Here is a 17695-nt window from a genome sequence, read left to right as displayed (position 1 = left end):
CCGTCGTCCCGCCGACCTCTGAAGGGGGATGCGGTGACGACCCTCTCGCCGACGACCGGCTCCCGGCCGGCCCGCCGACGCTCCACGGTGCTGCCGGCCGCCGCGCTGTCGGTGCTCGCGGTGCTGGTGGCCGTGGCGGCGGTCGTCGTGCACCGCGGCACCGGCCGGTTCTGGGGCGACCTCGCCGTCTACCGGGTGGGCGCGGTCGCCGCCGCCGGCGGTGACGGCGCCCTCTACGACGTGATCCACCGGGGCACCGACGGCATCGCGTTGGGCTTCACGTACCCACCGTTCGCCGCGTTGTTGCTGCAACCGCTGGCGTACCTCGACGCCGCCACCGGGATCGGGCTCTGGACGCTGGCCTCCGTCGCCGCCGTGGCGGCCGTGGTCCGGATGACGCTGCGGGCCGCCGGTGTGGACACCGGCCCCGGACCGGTCCTGCTGGGCACGGTCGCGGTGCTGCCGGTCTTCCCGGTGGCCGGGCACCTCCAGGTCGGCCAGGTGGGCCTGTTCCTGGCGCTGCTGGTGATGTGGGACCTGACCGGCGATCCGGACAGCCGCTGGCGCGGCCTCGGGGTCGGCGTCGCGGCCGGTATCAAACTCACCCCGTTGCTGTTCGTGGTCTACCTGCTCTGCCTGCGTCGCTGGCGGGCCGCCGGGGTCGCGCTGGTCGCGTTCGCCGCCACCGTCGGGCTCGGTCTGGCGTGGCGGCCGGTCGACTCGATCCGCTTCTGGGGCGGCGGCATGCTCGACACCGCCCGGGTCACCGGTGATCCCCGGACCGTGCTGAACCAGTCGCTGCACGGCGCGGTGGCCCGGATCGGCGACACCGCCGACGTGCGGGCGGTCTGGCTGCCCCTGGCGGCGCTGACGACGGTGGCCGGGCTGGTCGTCGCGGTCCGCTGCGTCCGCGCCGGATCCGAACTCCTCGGGGTGCTGGCCGCCGCGACGACCGGCCTGCTCGTCTCGCCCATCTCCTGGCACCACCACTGGGTCTGGTGCGTACCGGCCCTGGTGCTGCTCGTGGTGCGTGGCCGACGCAACCGCCTCGCGGTCGCGGTCGCGGTGCTGCTCTGGACCGCGCTGGTGGCCAGCGCCGCCTGGACGGTGATCGGGCTGCTCGGCGTCGACCTGCACTTCCACGGCTGGCAACTGCTGCACAGCAACCTGTACGTGCTCGTCGGGTACGCGGCGTTGGGCTGGCTGGCGTGGCGGCCGGACGGTGCCCGGGCCGACGGCGAAGAGGGGTGGGGCCGGTGAGGGTGTCCGTGGTGGTGCCCAACTACAACAAGGAACGGACCCTCGGCGACTGCCTGTCGGCGGTCTACGCGCAGACCGAGTCGCCGGCCGAGGTGATCGTGGTCGACGACGCCAGCACCGACCGGTCCCGGCGGATCGCCGCCGGGTTCGGCTGCACCGTGCTGGCCCTGCCGGTGAACGGGGGAGTGTCGGCGGCCCGTAACGCCGGTGCCGCCCGGGCGACCGGTGACGTGCTGCTCTTCGTCGACTCGGACGTCGCCCTGGCCCCCGGCACGCTGGCCACGGCGGTACGCGTACTGCGGCAGCATCCGGACTGCGGCGTGGTGCAGGGCATCTACGACCTGCGTCCGCTCTACGACGACGGGCCGGTCGAGGCGTACAAGACGCTGTTCGAGCACTTCTGGCGACGTCGGGCCACCGGGGTCACGTCCACCACGATGTTCGCGCTGACGGCGGTGCCGAAGACGGTCTTCGAGCTGGTCGGGGGCTTCGACGAGCGGCTGCGCGACGCCGAGGACGTGGAGTTCGGCACCCGGCTGCCGGCTCGCTACGAGATCCGGGTCAGTGCCGAGATGGTCGGCCGCCACGACGACGTGGACCGGCTCCGGCCGTACCTGTCGGAACTGTTCCGCCGCGCGGTGACGTACGCCGACGCGGTCGTGGCCGCCCGCTGGGAGCCGTCGGTCGCCGACGGACGCCCGCCGCACCGGGTCGACGTCGGCGCGGTGGTCGGCATGGCCGGCACCGGACTCGCCGTGCTCACCGCGCCGCTGGTGGCGGTGGCACCCGGGCTGGTGGTGCTGCCGCTGGCCCTGCTGGTGGCCGTCGGCGTGGCCGACCGGGACCTGTTGGCGTTCGCGGCCCGGCACCGGGGTCCCCGGTTCGCGTTCTTCGCCGCCGGGATGCGCCTGCTCACCCACCTGACCGAGTTCGTCGGGATGGGCCTGGGGATCTGTGTCGCGCTGGCGCGTCGGGTACGCGCCCGTGCCTCCCGCCCGACCACCGTGGGATCGCGCCGGTGAGCGGCGGCTGGTGGCGGTGGCTCAACCGGGCCTTCACCGTCGCCTTCGTGGTGGCGCTGACCGTCGGGTTGGTGCTGTTCGTGCGCTCCCAGGACTGGACTCCGGTGGCGACGCTGGCCGGTCGCCTGGACCCGTGGCGGGTGGGCGCGGCGGTCGGTGCCGCCCTGCTGGTCAACGCCGTCGGGCTGCTGCTGGGGGTGGCGTCCTGGCGGGCCGTCTTCGTCGACCTCGGCGCGCCGGTGGACAGGTGGACCGCGTACCGGCTGTTCTTCGTGGGGTTCCTGACCAAGTTCGTGCCCGGCCGCTTCGTCGCCCTCCCGGTGCTGCTGCGGATGGGCCGGGAGATCGAGGTCGGGCCGGTCCGGCTGGCCGGGGTGTTCCTGCTGAGCTGGGCGGTGGTGGCGATGACCGGCATGACGCTGGGGGTCGCCGCCGGTCCGGCGGTGCTCGACGGCGCCACCTGGTGGCTGCTGCTCGCCAGTGTCCCGTTGCTCGTGCTCGTGGTCCGGCCGGACCTGCTCGACAAGGCGCTGGTCCTGGCGACCCGGCTGCTGCGGCGTCCACCACCGCAGGTGCACGCCACCCCGGCGGGTTTGCGGCGGGCCGTGGCCGCGCAGTCGCTGTCCTGGTTCGTCTCCGGGCACCACCTGTGGCTGCTCGCGGTGGCCGCGGGCGCGCCGCCGCTGCGGTCGTACCTGGTCTGCGTGGCCGGTTTCGCCGCCGCGACCGTCGCCGGGCTGGCCGTGATGGTCGCCCCGGACGGCCTGGGAGTGCGGGAAGCGGTGCTGATGATCGGGCTGTCCACCGTGCTGCCGGTGGCGGTGGCCACCCCGGTGGTGCTGGTCAGCCGACTGGTCTGCGCGCTCAGTGAGGTGGCCGTCGGAGGGGGAGGGCTGCTGCTGGCCCAGTACCTGCACCGGCGTCGGTTACGGCGCGACGAGCCGCTGCTCACCGGGCCGGTACCGGTCGAGCGGTCGGCGCCGGTCGGGTGAGTCGTTCCAGTTGGCAGCCGCCGGGTGGGCCCGGCGGGGGAGGTCGGTGAGGGACGTGTCGAGACTACGGACGACGGTGGGGTTGCTGGGCGCACCGGTCCGGGCGCTGGTCCGGCGCAGTCCACGGCTGAATGCAGCGCTCTGGGACGCCCAGTACGCGCTGGGCATGTGGGGTTACCTCGACCGGGCCGGCGACGGCAGCGTACCGCTGTCGCTGATCGAGACGTGGGCGCCGCAGCCGGCGATCCTGGATCTGGGCTGCGGCACCAGCGTCAACATGGCGTTGCGCCGGGGCAGTTACCGGCACTACCACGGGGTGGACATCAGCCGCCGGGCGATCGGGACGGCCCGGGCGTTGCGGCGGCCGGACGCGTCCTATGCGGTGGCCGACATCCGCACCTACGTGCCGCCGGACCGGTACGACGCGATCCTGTTGCGGGAGGTCATCTACTACCTGTCGGTGGACGAGGCGGCGGACCTGCTGCGCCGGCTGCCGGGGTGGCTCACCACGCGGGGTCGGATCCTGGTGCAGATCTACGACGTGCAGCGCTCGCAACAGTTCGTGGCGGTGATCCGGGACAGCGGGCTGGACGTGGCCGTCTGGCGAGGGCCGCAGGCCGGTGACGCCGGGCGGGACGCGTTCTTCGTGCTCACCCCCGCCGCCGTCGCGGAGCCCTGAGCACCGGCTGGTGCCTATACCGGCACGCGCCGCTCCCACCAGGGCCACACCGTCACCGGTTCGCTGCGCAGCAGCCGACGGTGCAGGTCCTGAAGGCGGTGTCCCGGTTCGACCCCGAGTCGGTCGGCCAGCGTGGTCCGGGCGTCCTGGAAGGCGGTCAGCGCCTCGGCCCGCCGCGACGTCTGACCGAGCGCGATGAGCAGCAGCTCCCACAACCGCTCCCGCATCGGGTGCTCGGCCAGCATCCAGCGCAGCTCGGCGACGACGTTCTCGATGTCGCCGAGCAGCAGCCGTACGCCGGTGGCCTCCTCCCGGACGTCCTGGCGCAGCTCGGTCAGCCGGATCCGTTCGGCCTCGGCCAGCGGGCCGGTGGCCTCGTGCAGGGCCCGCCCCGACCAGCGGGCGAGGCTGCTCTGGAACAGGTACAGCGCCTCGGTCAGGTCGGCCTGGGCGCGGGCCGCGCGGGCCCGGCGGACGTCCTGCTCGAAGCGGACGGTGTCCACCGCGTCGGGCGGCACGTCCAGGGTGTAGCCGGGCCGGGTGGAGCGCAGCACCCGGGCCACGGCCGGCCGGTCGCCGGGCGGTTCGAGGGCCCGGCGTAGTCGGCCGATGTAGGTGTGCACCATGTTCTCCACCGAATCGGGTCGTCGGCCGACCCAGATCGCCTCGACGATCTGGGCGACGGACATCACCATGCCGCTGCGCATCGCCAGCACCGCCAGGACCTCCCGCTGTCGGGGGGTGCCCAGGTAGAGGACGGTGTCTCCCCGGCGGGCCCGTACCGGACCCAGGAGCAGGATGGACAGTTCACCGTGCGACATCAGGGGCCTTCTCCCACCCGGCGCGGCCGGGGCGTCACGTGTGCGGGGACGGTGGCGAAGCGCAGCCCACGGGCGGTCAGCCGGGGCAGCACCTCGGCCAGGGCGGCGACGGTCTGCGACCGGTCGCCACCACCGTCGTGGCAGAGCATGATCTGCCCGGGCCGGGTACGCGACAGCGTGCGGGAGATCCGCGCGACACCTGGACGACGCCAGTCGCTGGGGTTCACCGTCCAGTCGACGGGGGTGAGGCCGAGCTCGGCGACGGTCCGCAGGACCGCCGGTGACCAGTTGCCGCCGGGTGCGCGGAACAGTCGTGGGGAGATGCCGAGGGCGTCCTCGATGTCACGTTGGGTCTGCGCGATCTCCGCGACGATCTCGGGTCGGGACAGCGCGGCGAACGGCTGCGGGTGCGACCGCGAGTGGTTGCCGATCAGGTGACCGGCGGCGAGGACCCGTCGGGCCAGGTCCGGGTGCTCGCGGACCCGGTCGCCGATGAGGAAGAAGGTGGCGCGTATCCGGTGCCGGTCGAGCAGGTCGAGCAGTGCGGGGGTCCACTGCGGGTGCGGCCCGTCGTCGACGGTGAGCGCGATCTCCTCACCGGCCAGGCCGAACACCGGCCAGTGCGGGCCGCCGAGGGCCGCGCGACGGCGCAGCGTCTGCCCGCCGCGATAGGCGAACAGGAGGTAGTGCAACGCCTGTGCGTGCAGGTGCGCGCCGAGCCGGGTGACGGGTCCTCGGCGGCTGCTCATCGGGACGGCTTCGCGACGGTCGTCCGGCTCGGTCCGAAGTCGCGGTCGGCGAGGTGACGGATCCCGCCGATCACGGCCCCGGCGACGACGGCGAGCTGGACCAGCAGGTGCACGGCGAAGAAGAAGACCGTGAACGGCAGCCCTCGTCGGCGCAGGACGAACCGCAGCAGCGCCGGTTCGGCGATGGTGAACAGGATCAGGAACAGCAGCGACAGCACCGGCCAACCGCCGGTGAGCGGTGCCGTCGGCACCAGCGCAGGCACCGCCGCCGCAGTGAGCAGACCCAGCGGGCTGTTGGCGCGGATACCGGCCGGCCCGCGCTCGGCCAGGGCCACCGGGATCAGCATCTGCGAGCGGCGGAACTGTTTGGCCAGCAGAGCCCCGAGTCGGCTGTCGTCGTCGTGTCGGCAGACCACCGTGTCGGTGAGGACGATGCCGTACCGGTCGCCCATCCGGTCGCCGAGCTCGACGTCCTCGGACGCGCGCAGTCGCTCGTCGAAGAGGCCGACGCTGCCGAAGACCTCGCGGCGGATGAGACAGATCGCGAAGAGGGTGGTGCGGACCCGCCCGACGTGGCGTAGCCGCCAGTAGTGCCCGTGCGTGAGCCGGTACGCCTCGATCGGACCGTCGTCGAAGAGCGGTTCCAGCGCGTAGATGCCGTGCACGCAGGCGACGTCGGGCTGCTCGCGCAGGACGGCGAGGGCGTTGCCCAGGGCGTCCGGTTCCGGGGCGCAGTCCGAGTCGAGGAAGAACAGCAGGTCGCCGGTGGCGGCCCGGATGCCGCGGTTGCGGGCGGCGGCCGGACCGGCGTTGCGGTCGGTGACCAGCAGTCGGCACGGGAAGCGCCGGGCGACCTCCCGGGTGTCGTCGGTGCTGGCGTCGTCGACCACGATGACCTCGGTGACCGGGTGACGCTGTCGGAGGACCGCCGCGAGGCACGCACCCAGGGTCTTAGCGCTGTTGTGGGTGGGAACGATTACCGACACCGTCGGCGGCATGACGGGCACCTCAACGAGTGTTGGCTAATGTGCAGAGGAATTGACTGGCGGCAATTGTGTTGCGCCTTGACCAAGTTATCCATCCGACGCCCGCCCTGGCAAGGGTTGCCTTGCGTAGTCAAGGTTGCATCCAGCCTCGGTCCAGGAAAGATCGCGAGGCAATAGATAGCGTCGCGTCATGCCCAATCTCGTCAGTGTCGAGGAATGCGAGCGGTTCACCGTTCGCGAGGTGCACGACCTCTATCGACGGTACGTGAACGCGAGCCAGGTCAATCTGATGACGTCGTTCGGGTTCGGCCGGGAATTGGTGGAGCAGGCCGAGGGGGCGTACCTGACCCTGCGGGACGGCCGGCGCGTCCTCGACCTGACCGGCGGCGTGGGAGTGCTCAACCACGGCCACAACCATCCACGGATCGTGGCGGCGCGGCAACGCTTCGCCGAGCGCCGGCGAATGGAGGTGCACAAGACGTACTTTTCGCCCTACCTCGCGGCGCTCGGCCACAACCTGGCCCAGTTGCTGCCCGGTGACCTGTCCATGTCGTTCCTGCCCAACTCCGGTGCCGAGGCGGTCGAGGGCGCGGTCAAGCTGGCCTACAAGTACCACGGTGGCCGACGGGGCACCATCCTTCGCGCGGACTGCGGCTTTCACGGGAAGTTGCTCGGTTCCGGTGGGCTCACCGGACAGCCGCACTTCAACTTTCCGACAATTCCGGGAATCGTCCCATTCGCGTACGGGGATCTGGAATCGGTCCGGTCCGCTATCGAACGCCATGCCGGCGACGTGTACGCCCTGATCGTCGAACCTTTCAGCGCCTCCACCATTCAATGGTGCGACGAAGACTTCCTTCGCGGCGTTCGGGAACTCTGCGATCGACACGACATCGTACTCATCTTCGACGAGATCTACACCGGCTGGGGCAAGACGGGCAGCCTCTTCTACTTCATGCGTTACCCGGATCTGATACCGGACGTGCTGACCACGAGCAAATCGTTCGGCGGCGGAAAGTCGTCCATATCCGCCTTCGTCGCCCGCAAGCCGGTGTTCCGGAAGGCGTACGACAACCTGACCGACGCGCTGTTGCAGAGCACCAGCACCACGTACTACGGCATGGGGGAGGAGTGCGTCACCGCCATCGAGGCGATCAACATCGTGGTGGAGGACGACTACCCGGCACGGGCGCGGGCGCTGGAACGGGTCCTCGAACCGGGGTTGCACCGGCTCGCCAAGGAGCATCCGGAGGCGGTCGGCCGAGTGGCCGGCGCCGGGGCGCTCTGGGGCGTGCAGATCGACGGCGGGCCGAAGATCCTCGACCTGGTGGGCCGGCTCGCCCCGGCCGGTGTCGCCCGCGACCCCCGCTTCAAGGCCAAGCTGGTCACCTGCGCCGTCATCAACGCGCTCTACCGGGACCACGACATCTTCACCTACTACACGCTCAACGGCCGCAACCCGCTGGTCATCGGACCGTCGCTGGTCACCGAACCGGCCGACGCGCAACGCGCCGTGGACGCCCTCGGCGATCTGCTCGACCAGGGGCTTACCCGGCTGGTGACCCGGTTCGTCACGCAGAAGGTGGGATCGCTGTGGTGATCGTGGTCACCGGCGCCGCCGGGATGCTCGGCTCCCGGCTGGCCGACCGGCTCGCCGCCGACGGCCACCAGGTCCGCGGCGTCGACCTGCGGCCGGAACCCACTGTCGGGTACGTCGGCGACATCCGGGACCCGGCCCTGCTGGACCGCGCCCTCACCGGCGCCACCGTGGTGATCCACTGTGCGGCGGCGCTGCCGAGCTATCCGTCCGACGAGATCCGGTCGGTGATCGTCGACGGCACGCGCGGGGTCTTCGACGCGGCGCGCCGGGCCGGGGTGGAGCGCGTCCTGCACGTCTCCTCGACCGCCGTCTACGGGCTGCCCACGCAGGTGCCCACCACCGAGGCGTACCCGCGCAGTCCGGTCGACACCTACAGCGCGGCCAAGGCCGCCGCCGAGGAGATCGCCGAACGGCACCGCGCGGACGGCCTGCCGGTGGCGGTGCTGCGGCCCAAGACCTTCGTCGGCCCCGGCCGGATGGGGCTGTTCGCCATGCTCTTCGAGTGGGCGGAGGAAGGCCGCAACTTCCCCGTCCTCGGACGCGGCGACGTACGGATCCAGATGTTCGCCGTGGACGACCTGGTGACCGCCGTGGTCACCGTCCTGCACGCCGACGACGACGTCGCCAACGACACGTACAACCTCGCCGCCGAGCAGTTCGGCACGCTGCGCGAGGACTTCCAGGCGGTCCTGGACGCCGCCGGTCACGGCCGACGGGTGGTCTCGCTGCCCGCCCGCCCCGCGCTCGCCGCGCTCAGCCTGCTGGAACGCACCCGGCTCTCACCCGTCTACGGACGCCTGCTGCACAAACTGATGGCCGACTCGTACGTCAGCATCGACAAGGCCCGGGACCGGCTGGGCTTCCGGCCGAAACTCTCCAACCAGGACGCCATCCTGCGCACCTACGAGTGGTGGCGGGCGCAGCGACAGCGTCACCGACCGTCGCGGGGCGGTCGGACCAGCCGCGATCCGTGGCGACAGGGTGCCCTGGCCGCCGCGAAGATCTTCTTCTGACGGCCCGCGATGACCGCCGCCGAGACCGTGGTGGAGCCGGTCGCCCCGGTCGCCCCCGACCGGGTCGTACGCCCGCTCCTGCTGCCACGCCACCTGCTCGCACTGGCCCGACCGGGGCACGTCGTCAAGAACCTCCTGGCCGTCCCGCTCGCCCTCGTCGACACCCCGGTCTGGACGGCGTCGGCACTGTGGCGGTGCCTCTGGGCGATCGTCGCGTTCACGCTCGCCTCGTCGGTGATCTACGTGCTCAACGACATCGCCGACCGCCACCTCGACCGGGAACACCCCGACAAGCAGCACCGACCGATCGCCGCCGGACACGTCCCGGTCCCGGTCGCCTGGGCGTACGCGGTGCTGCTCGCCGTCGGACTGGTCGCGGTGACCGTCACCGGCCCGCAGATGACCTGGTGGCCGCTGATCGCCTACCTGGCCCTGAGCGCCGCCTACAGCCGGTGGCTCAAGCACCTGCCGCTGCTGGACGTCTGCGTGGTCTCCACCGGCTTCGTGCTGCGCGTCCTACAGGGGTACGCGGCCACCGGGACGGTGCCCGCCAGTCTGCTGCTCACCGCCGTGTTCAGTGGCTGCCTGGTGCTCATCCTGGGCAAGCGACGGCACGAACTGGCCGCCCTCGGCACCCCGCACCGGCCGGCCCTGCACGGCTACAACCTGCTGCTCGCCGACCACCTGCTCGGCCTGACCACCTCGCTGGCCGGCACCACCTTCCTGCTGTACCTGCACCTGGACGCGCCGATCGCCGCCTATCCGCCGGCCGTGCTGGCGCTCGTCGTACCCCTGGGGTTGCTGGCCGCGTTCCGCTACCTCCAGGCGGTCCTGGTGCTGCGGACCGGCGGCGACCCGATCCGGATCCTGCTGCGCGACCGGACGATCGTCGGCTGTGCCGTGCTGATCGGCGTCGTGCTGGCCGTGGCACAGATCAACGCCCGCTATCCCCACCTGCTGACCTGGATGGACTGATGAGCCCTCCCCTGGTGTCGGTCATCGTGCCGAACTACAACTACGCCCGCGCGCTGCGGCTCTGCCTCGACTCCCTGCGGGCGCAGACATACCCGCGTCTGGAGATCATCGTGGTGGACGACTGCAGCACCGACGACTCGGTGGCGGTCGCCGAGGCCCACGGCGCGCGGGTCGTGCGGACGCCGAGCAACAGCGGCCCGGCCGCGGCCCGTAACCTCGGCGCGGCGGTCGCGGCGGGGGAGATCCTGTTCTTCGTCGACTCCGACGTGGCGGCCCGCCCGGACGCGGTGGCCAACGCGGTCGACCTGCTCACCTCGGACCCGGAGATCGGGGCGGTGTGCGGCAACTACGACCCGGTGCCGCTGATCCGGGACAGCCTGCTGGAGGAGTACCGCTGCCTCCAGCAGTCCTACTGGCTGATCGCCGACGAGGGGCAGATCATGACGCTCTACACCGCGCTGCTGGCCGTGCCGGCCCGGGTGTTCGCCGAGATCGGCCCGTTCAACCCCCGACTGCGGGAGACCGAGAACGCCGACTACGGCATGCGGCTCGCGCAGCACTACCGGATCCTGCTCTCGCCACGGGTGCGGGGTGTGCACGACCACGACCACGAACTCGGTGTCCTGGTCCGCAAGGTGTTCACCCGGACGGCGCTGCACATCCCGATGTTCGCCAGCAAGCCCGAGTTTCCCGGCGGACTGCGCAGCGGCCCCCGGGCCTGGGTCAGCATCGCCGCGCCGCTGACCCTGCTCAGCCTCGTGCTGCCGCTGCTGCTCGGCCCGGCGGCCCTGGTGGTGCCGCTGGCCGCGTTCGCCGCCTTCGTCGCCGGTGACCTGCCCATGTACCGCTTCGTCCGGGCCGAACGCGGCTGGGGATTCCTGGTCTACTTCGTCGCGATGCACTTCTTCCTGAACCTGGTCATCGCGGTCGCCGCCGCCTGCGGCGTGCTGGCCTGGCTGACCTCCGCCCGCTTCCGCCGGCTCTACGACCGCCCGGAGGTCGCCACCCGATGAACGCCCTACCCCTGGTCTCGGTGATCGTGCCGAACTACAACTACGCCGAGTCACTGGACCTCTGCCTGCGCTCCGTGCTCGACCAGACCTACCCGAACATCGAGGTGCTGATGGTCGACGACTGCAGCACCGACCAGTCCGTCGCGGTGACCGAGGCGCTCGGCGTCCGCGTGGTCAGCACCGGCGCCAACGGTGGCTGCGGCACCGCCCGCAACGTCGGTGCCGCGCACACCGTGGGCGAGCTGATCTGCTACGTCGACTCCGACCTGGCGTTGGCACCCGATGCGGTCGCCAACGCGGTCCGCATCCTGCGGGACGCACCCGACGTCGGGGCGGTCTGCGGGATCCAGGACGCCGAACCGCTGATCCACGACACGCTCGTCTCCCGCTACCGTGGGCTCCAGTACCACTACTGGTCGATCAGCTCGGAGGGCGACGTGTCGTTCCTCTTCCCCGCCGTCTGCGTGATCCGACGGGCCGTGTACGACGAGATCGGGCCGTTCAACCCGGCCCTGCGGCAGACCGAGGAGGTCGACTACGGCTACCGGCTGACCCGCCGGTACCGGATGCTGCTCACCTCCGAGGTGCGCGGCCGACACGACCACGACCACGAACTGCCCGGCCTGCTGCGCAAGCTGTTCCACCGGGGACGGTTGCGGATCCCGCTGTACGCCCGCGCCCGGCGCTTCGGCAAGGGCTTCGAGACCGCCTCCCGGGCATGGGGCAGCCTGGCCGCGTTCCTCGCCCTGCCGGCGCTGGTCGTACCGCTGCTGTTCTGGCCGTGGGGCGCGGTGCTGCCGGCGGCCCTGCTGGTGGCGTCGCTGGCCTGCGACGCCGGGATGTACCGCTTCGTCCTGCGGCGGCACGGGCCGCTGTTCCTGCTCGGCTTCGCCGGGCTGCACTTCCTGGTCAACGTGACGATCACGGCCGGGGTGGCGACCGGTGCCGTGCAGTGGCTGCTGTCCCGGCCGTTCCGGCAGCTCTACGACGCCTCGTTCCCGATCGACGGCACGCCCCGGTGGGAATCAGCGTGACCACTGCCGCGCCGGTCGCCGCCGACACCGCGACGCCACCCGGGCGCGCGGTACGGCGGCGCTGGCCGACGGTGCTGTGGCCGGCCGCCGCCGGGCTCTGGCTCGCCTTCACCGTCGCGCACCTGGCGCTGAGCGGACGGTGGTGGCTCTGGCTCGCGGTGGACACCGTACCGCCGCCGGTCTTCCTGCTGGTGCCCCTGGTGCTGGCGGCCGGAGCGGTGGTGAGCCACCGTCGGCGCGTGGTGTCGGTGCTCGCCGCCCTGGGCCTGCTGCTCGGTGCCGGGCTCGGCGGCGTCAACGTGCGCTGGTGGCAGGGCGGCGACGGACCCGCCCCCACCGACGCGGTACGGGTCTTCTCCTGGAACACCGGCTACTGGGACTCCGGCGGCGAGACCGAGACGATGTACCGCGTGCTGCGCGACGCCGACGCCGACGTCTACCTGTTGCAGGAGTACTGGTACGAGCAGGGGCGGCCGACGGAGGCGACGCTCGACCGGCTGCGCGCCGAGTTCCCCGGCTTCCAGGTGGTGGTCGTCGGCGAGCTGGTCACCCTCTCCCGGCTGCCGGTGCTGCGGCAGGCACCGCTGGAGCCGGTCGGCCTGCCGCCCGAGGTCGCGGCGGCCGGTGACGAGTGGCGCTACAAGACCCTGCGGACCGACCTGGACCTGGGCGGCGGTCGGGTGCTCTCGGCCTACAACCTGCACCTGCCGGTGCAGCTCTCCCCACAGCACGGACCGTTCGACGCCGCCTTCTACCGCATCCTGCGCGAGCAACGGGCGCAGCGGGAGCCGCAGTGGCGCGCGCTGGCCCGCGACGTCCGCGACAACCCGCATCCGGTGCTGCTCGCCGGTGACCTGAACACCACGCCGGCAATGGGCGACCTGCGCAAACTGCCCGACGGCCTGCGCGACGCCGCCCACGCCATGACGACGCCGTACCCGGCCAGCTTCGCGGCCCGGCCCGGCTGGCCGCACTGGTGGCGACTCGACTGGGCGCTGGCCTCGCCGCAGGTCCGGGTGCACTCCTACCGATTCGGCGACGCGCGGGGCGTCTCCGACCACCGCACCCAGGAGCTGGTGGTGTCGCTGGGCGACCGGTGAGCCGGTTCAGGCGTACGGGTCGAACGGGATGCCGGCGGGCCTGGCGACGCCGAGCAGGTACTCGAACGCACCGTCCTTGATCTTGATGCTGGCCGCACCGAAGTCGGCCGCCATCAGACTGTTCCGCAGGTCCAGGCTGGGCCAGCCGTTCCAGTCCACCACCGGCGGGTAGTGCCAGGTGCCGTAGTGGTTCTCCGGCGGTTCGTCGTTGGCGTTGGCGAGCCGGAAGAAGTGCGTCGACGCGCCGTCCTTGTGATAGACCACCTTGGGATGCGTGCCGTCGAAGCGCACCTGGGCGCGCGGGTAGGTGCGCCGGCTGCTGTGCTGCGTGGTGGTCACGTACTCGACCCGGTCGGCCGCCTGGTCGACCCAGGAGATCACGTGCTCCCAGTCGTGCCGGTGACCGCCGAGACCGCTGCCGTGCACCGCCTGGTCCTTCTCGAAGTAGCTGGCGTAGACGATCGCGCACCAGCCGTTGTTGCACTTCGACCGTGCGTACGTCTGCGACATGTCCAGGTCGGAGCGGTCCCGGCAGCTACCGTTGATCGCCCCGGTGGTCCGCAACCCGCCGTTGATCCGTCCGTCCGGGCTGATCGCCGAGACCGCGTAACAGCCGTCGGTGTCGTAGTCGTAGGCGGGGGAGAAGGACGACTCGTAGCCGCCCGCGTGGTGCGGCAGATTGGGCAGCGAGTTGGCGTACGCGGGCGCGGCGGGCACGAGGACCGCGAACGCGGCCAGCCCGGCCAGCGCTCGGGCCAGGGTGCGACGTCGCCGGACCGGCGGGTGTGCGTGCGGTGTCATCTCTGGCCTCTCCGGACGGCGGCTACCGGGCCGATGTCTCCATCGACGTGCGGCCATGTATCTCACGGTCGACGGGCGCGAGTCAACGAGAACGCGAAGAATCCTCGGCAGCGTGGGAGTGTCCGGTGTGGTGAGGTCGGGCGCTAGAAGGCCGCGACGGCGTAGCGGCCGGTGCGACGGCGGACGTGGCCCCGCCAGCCCGCGAGCAGGGCGATCACGGTCCAGCCGACGACGCCCAGGGCGAGGCTGGTCACCTTGCCGGCGGAGTCGACCCGGTCGGCGTCCTGCAGGGCGATCCGTCCGTCCGGGTCGGTCAGCACCGTGAGGGTGTCACCGACCCGGTAGCCGGGGGAGCTGCCCTGGTAGACGAGCGGTTCGTCGAGCGGGCCGGTAGTGCCGTGCAGGGTGAAGGTGTGCCGCTTGCCGTTGGCCTCGGCGTCGACGATCGTCACCTGCTGGCGGAGGCCGCGCTGCTTCAAGGCCAGGTCGGGGGCGAGCTGCACCGAGCCGACGAGGACGAACAGGGCCGGCAGCAGGGAGAGCAGGGCCAGCCAGGTCGCCCGGTGCAGGAGATGCACGCCGGTGGCGAAGGCCAGGCAGAGGAGTACGCCGGTGACGATGGGGATCGCCCGGGTGCCGGCGGTGGCGTACCCGATGCCGGTGTTCAGCGCGACGGCGAGCAGGCCGAAGATCATCAGCAGCATGGTGCGGCGGACCGACCGTCCGGCGGTCCAGGCGCCCGCGAACTCGGTTGCGGCGGTGGTAGACACGACGAAGATCGTAGGGTCCGCCGTCCAGACCACCACCGCGCGGTCGAGGCCACCGCAGCGGGGGTGGCGGCCGACCCGCCGGGCAGAGACCGATCCGCGAGGTCACCAGCGGCCCGCGCGGGAGGTCGCCACCAGACCGGATCGCCGTGCCGGACGACGCGCCGGGGTGACCAGGCATCCGTCCTATGTGGCCGGTCCGGCTGCCCGGCCTGTCCCGGGATGTCATAGGCTGCCGTCCGGTCGTGAGCCGGTCGAGGAGTGGCATGACGCGTACTGTCCGTGGTCCGTTGCGCCGGCTCGCCGTACGCTGCGGGGTCGTCGTCGGCGCGCCCTGGTTCAACCTGGCCAGCTTCGCCGTGGTCATCGTGAACGCGGTGGCCTTGGGCCTGGAGACGTACGGGAACGTGGTGGCGTCGGTGGGTACGGCGCTGCGTGCCGTGGAGTACGTCTGCATCGCGCTGTTCGTGCTGGAACTGCTGATCCGGTTCGGTGCGCACGCCACCTCCCCGGCCGGCTTCTTCCGGGACCGGTGGAACGTGTTCGACCTGGTGATCGTGGCCGCGCCGCTGCTGCCCGGGGTACGGGAGAACGTGACCCTGCTCCGGTTGCTGCGGCTGGCCCGGATCGTGCGCGCGTTCCGGCTCTTTCCCAGCCTGCGGGTGATCCTGGTGGGCATCCGGCGCAGCCTGCCCGGACTGGCCAGTTTCCTGCTGGTCACCGCGCTGCTCCTGTACGGGTACGCGATGCTCGGTTGGATGCTGTTCGGCACCGCCTACCCGGAGGAGTACGGCACCGTCGGGCAGGCCATGCTCACGTTGTTCCTGCTGCTGTCGCTGGACGGGATCACCGACACGCTCCAGGCGGGCCGTGACGTCACCGAGTGGGCGGTGCTGTACTACGTCTCCTACATGGTGGCCGCCTGCTATCTGTTGACCAATCTGCTGGTCGGACTGGTGCTGACCGCGTTGCAGGAGGCGCACCAGGACGAGCAGGTCGCCGCCCAGCGGGCCGGTCGGCCGACCGGTGGTCACGCCGAGGACGAGCCGTCGGTGCGGGAGCAGTTGGCCCGCGTACAGGCGATCATCACGGACCTGGAGCGGCGGCTGCCGGAACCGGTCCCGGTCGGTCCGCCGACCGCCGCGCGCGCCGGGGCCGTGCCGGAGGTCGGGACGCTCGTCCTGCCGCCGGTGCCACGGCCGACTCGGGAGGCCGACGCCGCCGGGACCGCCTCCGCACTGCCGGGCGGCGTGCGTGACCAGCGACGGGCCCGGACCAGGAACCGCCGCAAGCGGCGTTGACGGTGCCGCCGGGGCACCCGCCGTGGCGGCTGCTCCGGGACGGCCCCGGCCGCGCGGCGCGGCGGTCACTCCCAGCGGAACAACAGGCCCGCCACGGTGGCACCGAGTACGACCGTGACGCCCAGACCCGCCAGTTGCCCGGCCCCGATCGGCGTGCCCTCCCAGGCGGCGCCGAGAGCCTCCACGGTGGCACCGAACGGCAGCCAGCGACCGATGTCGGCGAGTGGGCCCGGCAGTGCGTCCGGTCCGCCGAACATCCCGCCCAGGGCACCGAGGAGGAAGAACACGACCAGACCGATGGCGACGGCGGAGTTCGGGGTGGGCGCGACCGCCGCGACGATCATGCCGGTGCTGTACATGGCGGCCATCGCCAGCGCCGTCACGCCGAGCGCCGCGCCGACGTCGACCGGTGCGTTCGCGCCGAACACCAGGAAGGCGAACGCGACGGCGGCGGCGATGCCGACGACCGCCTGAAGCACGCTGACGATCACCTGCGCGGTCAGCACCATGGCCGGTGAGGCGGGCGTGACACCGAGCCGGCGCAGGATGCCGGAGCGCCGGTAGTAGGCCAGGAAACTCGGCATGTTGATGATGCCGATCAGCGCGATGACCATGGTGAGCACGAGCGGGAGGACGAACAGGTCCAGCGCGGTCAGCCCACCCGCGACCTCATGTTCGTTCGCCGAGCCGGCGCTGGTCAGCATGATCAGTAGGGGCAGGCACAGCGGGACGACCAGGCCGGGGGTGTCCCGTACGACCATCTTCGCCTCGCAGCGGATCAGCGTCAGCAGCGCGCGTGTCCCCGGTCGGTGGGCGACGACGGTGGTCATGCGGCTTCCTCCAGGTCGAGTTCCTTGCCGGTGAGCGCGACGAACGCGTCGTCCAGGTTGGCGGTGCCGGTCTGTGCGACCAGCCCGGCGGGAGTGTCGGTGGCGATGACGCGGCCTGCGTCGAGGACGGCGACCCGGTCGCAGAGCCGCTCCACCTCCTCCATGGCGTGGCTGACCAGCAGCATGGTCATCCCCTCGGCGCGGAGCCGCTCGATCGTCGCCCACATGCGGCGGCGGGCCTTCGGGTCCAGGCCGGTGGTCAGCTCGTCGAGGATCACCACGCGCGGGCGGCCGACCAGCGCGAGGGCGATCGAGAGCCGCTGCTGCTGGCCGCCGGAGAGCTTGTCGAACGTCGTCCTCCGCTGTCCGGTGAGGTCGACCATGTCCAGTAGCTCGTCGGTCGGCCGGGGGTCGGGATAGAAGCTGCGGTACAGGTCGACCAACTCGGTGACCCGCAACGCGCCGTGCAGGTACGCGTGCTGGAGCTGCACGCCGAGCACCTGCCGTACGCGCCGCCGGTCGGCCCGGGGATCGAGTCCGAGTACGCGTACCCGCCCCCGTTCGGGTACGCGTAGCCCGGCGATCATCTCGACCGTCGTCGTCTTCCCGGCGCCGTTGGTGCCGAGGACACCGACCGCCTCCCCGACGTCGACCCGGAGACTCACCTCGGCCACGGCCCGGGTCGATCCGTAACTCTTGACGAGGTTCTCGGCGAGGATCGCCGGTTCGGCGTTGGTCATGCCCCGACGCTA

General features: G+C 71.9%; 18 protein-coding genes. 11 read left to right on the top strand and 7 right to left on the bottom strand.

The annotated features are described in order from the left end of the window. Window positions 1-33: 33 nt before the first annotated feature. Genes ACQVFL_RS15600 through ACQVFL_RS15585 form a run of 4 tightly spaced genes read left to right on the top strand, consistent with a single transcriptional unit; the run spans window position 34 to window position 3953 of the window. A complete protein-coding gene (locus ACQVFL_RS15600; RefSeq protein WP_431729718.1) occupies window positions 34-1260 on the top strand; it encodes a glycosyltransferase 87 family protein in 1227 nt (408 codons plus the stop codon). Next, complete coding sequence (locus ACQVFL_RS15595) at window positions 1257-2282, top strand: glycosyltransferase family 2 protein (protein WP_396695624.1); 1026 nt, start codon at window positions 1257-1259, stop codon at window positions 2280-2282. The genes ACQVFL_RS15600 and ACQVFL_RS15595 overlap by 4 nt, the downstream gene beginning before the upstream one ends. Further along, window positions 2279-3274 carry a lysylphosphatidylglycerol synthase domain-containing protein gene (locus ACQVFL_RS15590; protein WP_431729717.1) on the top strand — a complete coding sequence of 332 codons (996 nt, stop codon included), beginning with the start codon at window positions 2279-2281 and terminating at the stop codon, window positions 3272-3274. The genes ACQVFL_RS15595 and ACQVFL_RS15590 overlap by 4 nt, the downstream gene beginning before the upstream one ends. Before the next feature lie 55 nt (window positions 3275-3329). Beyond that, a complete protein-coding gene (locus ACQVFL_RS15585; protein WP_431729716.1) occupies window positions 3330-3953 on the top strand; it encodes a class I SAM-dependent methyltransferase in 624 nt (207 codons plus the stop codon). Between the two features lie 14 nt (window positions 3954-3967). Here the strand turns inward: ACQVFL_RS15585 and ACQVFL_RS15580 are convergent, their stop codons facing one another. The 3 genes from ACQVFL_RS15580 to ACQVFL_RS15570 are packed head-to-tail and all read right to left on the bottom strand — an operon-like array spanning window position 3968 to window position 6521. Continuing rightward, window positions 3968-4774 carry an AfsR/SARP family transcriptional regulator gene (locus ACQVFL_RS15580; protein ID WP_431729715.1) on the bottom strand — a complete coding sequence of 269 codons (807 nt, stop codon included), beginning with the start codon at window positions 4772-4774 and terminating at the stop codon, window positions 3968-3970. Continuing rightward, the gene (locus ACQVFL_RS15575; RefSeq protein WP_396695616.1) at window positions 4774-5523 is read right to left on the bottom strand and encodes a polysaccharide deacetylase family protein; all 750 of its coding nucleotides are present in this window, start codon (window positions 5521-5523) and stop codon (window positions 4774-4776) included. The genes ACQVFL_RS15580 and ACQVFL_RS15575 overlap by 1 nt, the downstream gene beginning before the upstream one ends. Next, entirely contained in the window at window positions 5520-6521 is a 1002-nt protein-coding gene (locus ACQVFL_RS15570; protein WP_396695614.1) for a glycosyltransferase, read from the bottom strand. Before ACQVFL_RS15570 ends, ACQVFL_RS15575 begins: the two co-directional genes overlap by 4 nt. A 277-nt stretch (window positions 6522-6798) precedes the next feature. On the opposite strand from ACQVFL_RS15570, the gene ACQVFL_RS15565 reads away from it, so the two are divergent. Genes ACQVFL_RS15565 through ACQVFL_RS15540 form a run of 6 tightly spaced genes read left to right on the top strand, consistent with a single transcriptional unit; the run spans window position 6799 to window position 13244 of the window. Then, a complete protein-coding gene (locus ACQVFL_RS15565; protein WP_396695864.1) occupies window positions 6799-8109 on the top strand; it encodes an aspartate aminotransferase family protein in 1311 nt (436 codons plus the stop codon). Continuing rightward, entirely contained in the window at window positions 8103-9122 is a 1020-nt protein-coding gene (locus ACQVFL_RS15560) for an NAD-dependent epimerase/dehydratase family protein (RefSeq protein WP_431729714.1), read from the top strand. Before ACQVFL_RS15565 ends, ACQVFL_RS15560 begins: the two co-directional genes overlap by 7 nt. Window positions 9123-9131: 9 nt before the next feature. Then, window positions 9132-10097, top strand: coding sequence for a UbiA prenyltransferase family protein (locus ACQVFL_RS15555; RefSeq protein WP_431729713.1), 966 nt, complete (start codon window positions 9132-9134; stop codon window positions 10095-10097). After that, the gene (locus ACQVFL_RS15550) at window positions 10097-11110 is read left to right on the top strand and encodes a glycosyltransferase family 2 protein (RefSeq protein WP_396695610.1); all 1014 of its coding nucleotides are present in this window, start codon (window positions 10097-10099) and stop codon (window positions 11108-11110) included. Before ACQVFL_RS15555 ends, ACQVFL_RS15550 begins: the two co-directional genes overlap by 1 nt. After that, the gene (locus ACQVFL_RS15545) at window positions 11107-12144 is read left to right on the top strand and encodes a glycosyltransferase family 2 protein (protein WP_396695608.1); all 1038 of its coding nucleotides are present in this window, start codon (window positions 11107-11109) and stop codon (window positions 12142-12144) included. Before ACQVFL_RS15550 ends, ACQVFL_RS15545 begins: the two co-directional genes overlap by 4 nt. Next, a complete protein-coding gene (locus tag ACQVFL_RS15540) occupies window positions 12141-13244 on the top strand; it encodes an endonuclease/exonuclease/phosphatase family protein (protein WP_396695606.1) in 1104 nt (367 codons plus the stop codon). Before ACQVFL_RS15545 ends, ACQVFL_RS15540 begins: the two co-directional genes overlap by 4 nt. A 6-nt stretch (window positions 13245-13250) precedes the next feature. On the opposite strand, the gene ACQVFL_RS15535 is transcribed toward ACQVFL_RS15540, so the two are convergent. Next, window positions 13251-14045, bottom strand: coding sequence for an NPP1 family protein (locus tag ACQVFL_RS15535; RefSeq protein ID WP_396695604.1), 795 nt, complete (start codon window positions 14043-14045; stop codon window positions 13251-13253). A gap of 143 nt (window positions 14046-14188) precedes the next feature. Beyond that, the gene (locus ACQVFL_RS15530; RefSeq protein WP_431729712.1) at window positions 14189-14815 is read right to left on the bottom strand and encodes a hypothetical protein; all 627 of its coding nucleotides are present in this window, start codon (window positions 14813-14815) and stop codon (window positions 14189-14191) included. 263 nt (window positions 14816-15078) lie between these two features. Here ACQVFL_RS15530 and ACQVFL_RS15525 point away from each other — a divergent pair, with 263 nt between their 5' ends. Continuing rightward, window positions 15079-16113, top strand: a complete 1035-nt coding sequence (locus ACQVFL_RS15525; RefSeq protein ID WP_396695600.1) for an ion transporter — start codon at window positions 15079-15081, stop codon at window positions 16111-16113. A 65-nt stretch (window positions 16114-16178) separates the two neighbouring features. On the opposite strand, the gene ACQVFL_RS15520 is transcribed toward ACQVFL_RS15525, so the two are convergent. Continuing rightward, on the bottom strand, window positions 16179-16943 hold the full coding sequence (locus ACQVFL_RS15520; RefSeq protein ID WP_431729711.1) for an ABC transporter permease: 765 nt from the start codon (window positions 16941-16943) through the stop codon (window positions 16179-16181). Then, a complete protein-coding gene (locus ACQVFL_RS15515) occupies window positions 16940-17683 on the bottom strand; it encodes an ABC transporter ATP-binding protein (protein ID WP_396695596.1) in 744 nt (247 codons plus the stop codon). Before ACQVFL_RS15515 ends, ACQVFL_RS15520 begins: the two co-directional genes overlap by 4 nt. Between the last annotated feature and the right edge of the window lie 12 nt (window positions 17684-17695).

This window comes from Verrucosispora sp. TAA-831 (genome assembly GCF_050780145.1).
Classification (GTDB): Bacteria; Actinomycetota; Actinomycetes; order Mycobacteriales; family Micromonosporaceae; genus Micromonospora.
Note: the sequence above shows the minus strand (reverse complement) of the source record. Positions and strands in the feature narration are given on the sequence as shown.